A 6766-nucleotide genomic window follows, 5' to 3' on the forward strand; every position below is an offset into this window, starting at 1 on the left:
CGTCTTCAGCCAGGCCGACAGCCGATCCGCGAACGGATCAAGCTTGCTCGGTCGCTCTGGGACCTTGAACTTCGGCTCCACGCCGTCCAGGCGCAGGTATTTGCGGACAGTGTTCCGGGACAGGCCGGTCCTGCGGCAAACCTCCCGGATCGATAGATGCTCTCGAAAATGCCAGCGTCGGATTACGCTCAGTAACGCCATGTCGATCACTCCAGAGCCCCCGCTGAAACCTCGCGAAGGATGATTGAAACATGGGTCAAATCTCAGTGATAATTTCCCGCAATCCCGGGTCAGCTCTCAGTGCAAATCAACATTTCTGCATCTTTCAATGCGCTACCAATCAGCCCCTGAAGATGCTGCGCGTCCTCCTTTGATAGGTCTTTTCCAATGCAAAGCTCGAACCAGTAAACTGGGCTGGAGAGTAGCTTTTTTGAGGCGTCGTGAACCTTGTCTCGTAACCATGATCGAAGCTCAGCGGCGAAGGCATCGCTATATATTTCGAGAGGAGATTTCCAATTGCGCTTGCGTTTTGCCTCTACAGAGTAACGCCTCCCATCCTGGAAGGTGGCGAAAAACTCGGGCGTCGGCCCGCTCCCTTTCTTATCTTCCGCCCCGCTGATCTGCGCTCCCGCTAGAGCGAATGCCGAGGCCACAATGGTCTCGTAGCACGCGGCATCAAAACTGGTGGGATGACGCAGCCTCTTTAGCACGCTCCTAGGCGGCCGGTCGTTGTGTTCGATTAAGTAGAGGGCGTAAGCGAAGCGGCTAAGCGCGGCTATGAAGCCCCGGGAAGGCATTTTTTTCGCGCCGCCAGAGGCTATGCGCGCCTCGGTCACTTTGCGAAGCCACCGGATTACCGGATGATCCGGCATCGTCGTAGCGGCATCCTTACCCCAGTCCAAGCCCATTACTTCCTTCATGTTCGATATGAGGAAGTCCGGGAAAAAACGCCACGATCTTGAATAGGACATCCGCTCGCCAACTGCGACGAAACGAACTCCATTAAGCAAGATAGTGATGATCGGCCTCCCATGCCCTTGCTGGCGTCTGCGGAGCATCTCGGTCGCTTCTTGCTGACGCATCAACTCCCTGACGCGGTCAGCCGAGACCTCAGGAGAGGGCCCTTTAGAGGTCGCACCATGACAATGCTTGAAACGCTTCCCGCTCTTGCAGGGACACGGAGCGCTTCGCGCAATTCGACCAAATCTGCTCATGGACCTGTATTATCCTGCTCTGACTGGGGGGCAAGCGCTATGGGGTCTTTCGTTTACACTCTGAGCAGGTTATGCCCGCCAGCGGCCGCGACTTCCAGCGCCCGCTTGGCGCTCTCCTGCCCTTTGATATCCGCCAGATCGGGAAGATTGGCGGGTGCCGCGCGGATCGCCGGCTGCGGGCGCGAAAGCACCTGCGTACCACGAAAATGATTGGCAAGCGCGATGAGACTGCGGGGCGCAAGAATATCTAAATCGGGACTGGCCCATGCAGCTTCCGCACCGCTGTCTGCCGGGCAGATGAACCCCTTGCCCATGGCGCTTGCGGCAATCGCGGCAGGAAGCGCGCCGGCCACCGGCGCCAAGGTTCCGTCAAGGTTCAATTCACCGATGACCATATAATCCGACAGCGCATCCGCCGGAATGGCTCCGAGCACCGCCATCAGCCCGAGCGCGATCGGCAGATCGAAATGCGAGCCCTCCTTGGGCAGGTCCGCAGGCGCCAGATTGACCGTCACCTTCTTCGGCGGCAATGCGAGACCGGAGGCATGAAGTGCGGCCTGCACCCGTTCCCGGCTTTCGGCCACAGCCTTATCCGGAAGGCCGACGATGGGCATCAGCATCTTGCCCGGCCCGACCATGACCTGAACTTCGACCGGAACGCCCTCAATTCCCAGAAATGCAACCGTGCTAACCCGCGCAACCATGTCCACCCCGCCCCATCAGGCGCGTGGGACGCGCCCTCGACAATGAATTCGCCGCATGTCCGGAGCAGCTAGCGGGATACGCTAAACGCCTCGACGACTGCAATCTTGCATGGAACAAGGAATAAAACAAGAACGTTTATCGAACGTTCTCACGCGCCCGATGCAACCTGGTTGCAAGCGGTTGTACTGGTGGAACAAAGAGAGATCATCGCCCAAGCTCAGGCGCGTTTTTCTTCGATCGCATCCCACAAAAGGCTTGCGACGTCGGCGCCGCCAAACTTCTTCACTTCACGGATACCGGTGGGCGAGGTGACGTTGATCTCGGTCATGTAATCGCCGATGACGTCGATGCCGACGAAGAGGAAGCCCCGTTCGCGCAGCGCCGGGCCGATGCGGGCGCAGATTTCCTTCTCCCGCGGCGTGATCTCGGTCGCTTCGGCGCGGCCGCCGACATGCATGTTGGAGCGGCTGTCATGCTCGGCCGGGACGCGGTTGATGGCGCCCACCGGCTCGCCGTTGACCAGCAGGATACGCTTGTCGCCCTTGCGAACAGCCGGCAGGTAGGCTTGCGCGATATAGGGTTCGCCGCGATACATCTGACCGAACATCTCGAGCAGCGAGGTAAAGTTACGGTCATCGCGCGCCGAATGGAAGACGCCGGCGCCGCCATTGCCGTAAAGCGGCTTCAGGATGATATCGCCCATCTCCTCGCGGAAACGGGCGATCTCGGCGGGATCACGGGAAATCAGCGTTGCCGGCATCAGGTCGGCGAATTCGGTGACGAAGATCTTTTCCGGCGAATTGCGAACCCAGGCGGGATCGTTGACCACCAGCGTCTTCGGATGGATGCGCTCCAAGAGGTGCGTGGAGGTGATATAGCCCATGTCGAAGGGAGGGTCCTGGCGCAGATGGACGACGTCCATGGTCGAGAGATCGACGCGCTCCTTCTCACCGAGGGTGAAATGATCGCCCTTGGCGTCGCGCAGCTGCATCGGCTCCACGGCAGCATAGACCTTGCCGTCGCGCATGGTCAGCCGGTCGGGAGTATAATGGAAGAGCTCGAAGCCGCGCGCCTGCGCTTCCAGCGCCATTGCGAAGGTGGAATCCCCGGCGATATTGATGCCGGACACATGATCCATCTGGAATGCGACTTTGCGGATTTTCGCCATGACTGAAGCCCCTCGAGAAATGCCCGCCTGATGTAGGACGGCGGGCCTCCAAAGGCAACCGGTCAGGCATCAACCGGCGAGACCGATCGCCTGCTTCGGGCGCAACATATTGCGCAGGCGATAAAGGAAGGCCAGCGGCGCCGGGAAGGGCTTGCGCAGGAAGGCGATCTTCTTGACGTAGCTGTCGATGCGCCAGGTGGCCCAGGTGCCGCCCTTGAAATAGGCGACATCGCCGCGATGAAGGGTGCGTTCCGTGCCATCCTCCGCCGTCACATGCACCTCGCCCTCGAGGATGACCACGGTCTCGTCCCAGCCGAAAAACCAGCGGAAGGTGCCTGCGGTACAATCCCATACGCCGGTCGCCGCGCATTGGTCCTCCGCTTTGGAATGGGAAGCCGCACGCGCCTGCGGATTGCCGGCCAGGACCCAACTCGGCTCGATCGGCAATGGCTGCATCTCCAGCGAATGCGGACACGCCCCGACAAAAGGCTTTACTGCCGAGTTTTCCGGCACATAGGGCTTGTAGCGGATTGCAGCGGCGGCCGCTGTCGCCGCCCATATTTGCCAAGTCATTTTCTTCCCCCTTTTTCACCGTCAGGCCGGGGGAAGATAGGGGCAAGAGGTAAGCGGCCGGTTCAAGACGCCATCGCAATTTTAACGATTGCCGATTTCGCACCACATCCGGATGGCTCAGGCAACCGGCTGCGCAACCGAAACCGACGCTGCCGCGGCCGGAGCAGCCGAGGCGATGCGCTTGCCCGTTTCCGGCGCAAAGAAATGCAGCCGGCGCGGGTTGATCGCAAGGCGCATCTCGGAGACCAGTTCGGTCTCGGCCGGCACGGCTGCGGTCAATGTCTGGTCCCCAACCGAACCGTGAACCAGGCGTTGAGAGCCGAGTTCCTCGACGTAATCGAGCCGGAAGGGCATTGCCTCTTCCTCCACGCGGGCAAGGCGCAGGTCCTCCGCGCGTATCCCCACCGTGACCGGTCCGGAGATCGGCGCGAAACCATTGAGGCCAAGGATCGCCGGCCCGATCGCCAGCCGGTCACCATGCAATTCGCCCTGCATGAGATTCATGGCCGGCGAGCCGATGAAACTTGCGACGAAGGTGGAGGCCGGCGCATGGTAGACCTCGAGCGGCGCGCCGATCTGCTCCACCCTGCCGCCGTTCAGCACGACAAGACGGTCGGCGAGCGTCATGGCTTCGAGCTGGTCATGCGTGACATAGATGGAGGTGGTGCCCAGCCGGCGCTGCAGGCGCTTGATCTCGCCGCGCATGGAAACGCGCAGCTTCGCATCCAGATTGGACAGAGGCTCATCGAACAGGAAGGCGGCCGGCTTGCGCACGATCGCGCGTCCCATGGCGACGCGCTGGCGCTGGCCGCCGGAAAGCTGCTTCGGCCGGCGGTCGAGGAACTGGGTGATCTCCAGCATGCGGGCGGCCTCGGCCACGCGGGCCTCGATCTCCGCTTTCGGCGTGCCGCGGTTCTTCAGGCCATAGGCGAGGTTGTTATAGACCGTCATATGCGGATAGAGCGCATAGTTCTGGAAGACCATGGCGATATCCCGGTCGGCCGGCTCCGTCTCGTTCACCACGCGGCTGCCGATCTTCACCTCGCCTTCCGATATCGTCTCCAGTCCCGCGACCATGCGCAGGAGCGTGGACTTGCCGCAGCCGGACGGACCGACCAGGACGATGAACTCACCATCGGCGATCTGAAGCTGAACGTCGGATACCGCCGTAACGCCGCCGGCATAGACCTTGTGAACGTTGTTGATGTCGATCGCTGCCACTGCCTTCTCCTTTATTTATCGCTTTCGGTCAGGCCTTTGATGAACCATCTCTGGAAAATCACCACGATCAGCAGCGGCGGCACCATGGCGAGCACCGCGAGCGCGAAAGCTTCGTTGTAATCCGGAATTTGCGAGCCGATCCAAACCTGCAGGATCGATTTGATGCCGCGCATCAGGGTGAAGAACTTCTCATCCGTCGTCATCAGCATCGGCCAAAGATACTGGTTCCAGCCGTAGACGAACATGATGATGAAGATCGCCGCGATCATCGTACGCGATAGCGGTACCAGAATATCGAAGAAGAACTTGAACGGACCTGCACCATCCATTCGCGCTGCTTCGAGAAGTTCCTCCGGCACCGACTTGAAGAATTGCCGGAAATAGAAAGTGCCGGTGGCGGACGCCAGAAGAGGCACGATGAGCCCGGTATAGGAGTTGAGCAGACCGAGGCTCGACATGACCTGGTAGGAGGGCATGATGCGGACTTCCAGCGGCAGAAGCAGCGTCGTGAAGATCACCCAGAAGGCGAGCGTCGCCATGGGAAACCTGAAATAGACGATGGCATAGGCAGCCATCATCGAAAGAACGATCTTGCCGGCCGCAAAGCCGACGCCGAGGATCAGCGAATTCATCACCATCCGCGCGCCGGTAATTTCGCCGGTGAAGCCGCCTTTTTGCGTCAGCACCTTTTCATAGGTCTCGAAGAAATGTCCGCCCGGGGTAATGGCGATGCCGTTGCTGTGGATGTCGGCCGCGGTATGCGTCGACGTCATGAAAGCGACGATGACCGGAAGAAACAGGAAGAGCGAGCCGAAGATGAGGACAAGATGATCCGACAGGTTCGTGCGGTGCATGACCGTCCCCTCAAGTGTAGTGGATACGCCGCTCGATCAAGCGGAACTGGATGACGGTCAGCGCGAACACCACGATCATCAGGATGACAGACTGGGCCGACGAACCGCCGATATCGTTGCCGCGGAAGCCGTCGTTATAGACCTTGTAGACGAGCGTGATCGGGTTGTTCGCCGGCTTGTCCTTCACCATCACGTCGATCAGGCCGAAAGTGTCGAACAGGGAATAGGTGACGTTGATGATCAGCAGGAAGAAAGCCGTCGGCGCAAGCAGCGGCAGGACCACCGTCCAGAACCGCCGGAAGCCCGATCGGCAATCGATGGTGGCGGCCTCGCGGACGGACATCGGAACGTTCTGCAACCCCGACAGGAAGAAGATGAAATTATAGGGCACCTGCTTCCACACCGCGACGACGATCATCGCAAAGGCGGTGTCGAAATAGCTCAAGCCCACGCGCATGTTCCAGCCGAACCAGGATGCCATTTCCACGAAGGGCCCGATATGCTGATCGAAAAGCATCATTCCGATAAGGCCCGCGACCGGCGCGGCGATGGCGTAGACGGAAATCAGCAGGGTCTTGTATGCCGAACTGCCGCGAATGACCTTGTCGGCCTTGACCGCGAGCAGCAGGCCGATCGAAAGCGAAAACAGAGTGACCAGGGCTGTGAAGACCGCCGTGAAAAGGGCGATCGACTGATATTCCGGGCTGAACATCGCATCGGCATAATTGCTCAGTCCCACGAAGGTGGAACCGAAGCCGAAGGGGTCCTCGAGATAGAAGGAGGACTGAATGGCCTGGACCGACGGCCAATAGAAGAAGACGAAAATGACCGCAAGCTGCGGGAAGAGAAACAGATAGGGCAACACGGGAGAGGAAAACTGTACGCGTTTCATCTCCGTCGCAGTTTCGCGCGCCCGTGCGCTGCGAACCCTGCGGCCTCCGCCCAGCCAGGGAAGGAGACGACCGGCACCCGATGGTGACGTCGTATAGGTCACGGCAACTTTCCCCTCTTCATCATAGAGGAAGTGGGGG

Annotated in this window: 6 protein-coding genes and 3 pseudogenes; all 9 read right to left on the reverse strand. The window is 60.0% G+C overall.

Annotated elements, in window-relative coordinates; translation table 11 throughout:
* A pseudogene (locus tag ACE04I_RS16125) lies at nt 1-201 on the reverse strand (IS21 family transposase); the annotation flags it as partial.
* A gap of 89 nt (nt 202-290) precedes the next feature.
* Nucleotides 291-1082 carry a hypothetical protein gene (locus tag ACE04I_RS16130; protein WP_487207291.1) on the reverse strand — a complete coding sequence of 264 codons (792 nt, stop codon included), beginning with the start codon at nt 1080-1082 and terminating at the stop codon, nt 291-293.
* Between the two features lie 54 nt (nt 1083-1136).
* Nucleotides 1137-1214, reverse strand: a pseudogene (locus ACE04I_RS16135) (SEC-C metal-binding domain-containing protein); the annotation flags it as partial.
* Nucleotides 1215-1270: 56 nt separating this feature from the next.
* Nucleotides 1271-1918, reverse strand: a pseudogene (locus ACE04I_RS16140) (magnesium chelatase domain-containing protein); the annotation flags it as partial.
* A 218-nt stretch (nt 1919-2136) separates the two neighbouring features.
* Nucleotides 2137-3087, reverse strand: a complete 951-nt coding sequence (gshB, locus tag ACE04I_RS16145; RefSeq protein WP_046794038.1) for a glutathione synthase — start codon at nt 3085-3087, stop codon at nt 2137-2139.
* A 69-nt stretch (nt 3088-3156) separates the two neighbouring features.
* The gene (locus ACE04I_RS16150; protein WP_046794037.1) at nt 3157-3660 is read right to left on the reverse strand and encodes a cupin domain-containing protein; all 504 of its coding nucleotides are present in this window, start codon (nt 3658-3660) and stop codon (nt 3157-3159) included.
* 117 nt (nt 3661-3777) lie between these two features.
* Nucleotides 3778-4881, reverse strand: coding sequence for a sn-glycerol-3-phosphate import ATP-binding protein UgpC (locus tag ACE04I_RS16155; protein WP_046794036.1), 1104 nt, complete (start codon nt 4879-4881; stop codon nt 3778-3780).
* 11 nt (nt 4882-4892) lie between these two features.
* Entirely contained in the window at nt 4893-5735 is an 843-nt protein-coding gene (gene ugpE, locus ACE04I_RS16160) for a sn-glycerol-3-phosphate ABC transporter permease UgpE (protein WP_046794035.1), read from the reverse strand.
* A gap of 10 nt (nt 5736-5745) precedes the next feature.
* Nucleotides 5746-6627: a carbohydrate ABC transporter permease gene (locus ACE04I_RS16165; protein WP_487207290.1), complete on the reverse strand. Its 882-nt coding sequence runs from the start codon at nt 6625-6627 to the stop codon at nt 5746-5748.
* Nucleotides 6628-6766: the final 139 nt, after the last annotated feature.

Source organism: Rhizobium moroccans, assembly GCF_057559155.1.

Bases quoted from the DNA above. Each gene is read 5' to 3' on its own strand.
- ugpE (WP_046794035.1), bottom strand. From the start codon at position 5,735: ATGCACCGCACGAACCTGTCGGATCATCTTGTCCTCATCTTCGGCTCG.
- ACE04I_RS16165 (WP_487207290.1), bottom strand. From the start codon at position 6,627: ATGAAACGCGTACAGTTTTCCTCTCCCGTGTTGCCCTATCTGTTTCTC.
- ACE04I_RS16150 (WP_046794037.1), bottom strand. From the start codon at position 3,660: ATGACTTGGCAAATATGGGCGGCGACAGCGGCCGCCGCTGCAATCCGC.
- ACE04I_RS16130 (WP_487207291.1), bottom strand. From the start codon at position 1,082: ATGCGTCAGCAAGAAGCGACCGAGATGCTCCGCAGACGCCAGCAAGGG.
- gshB (WP_046794038.1), bottom strand. From the start codon at position 3,087: ATGGCGAAAATCCGCAAAGTCGCATTCCAGATGGATCATGTGTCCGGC.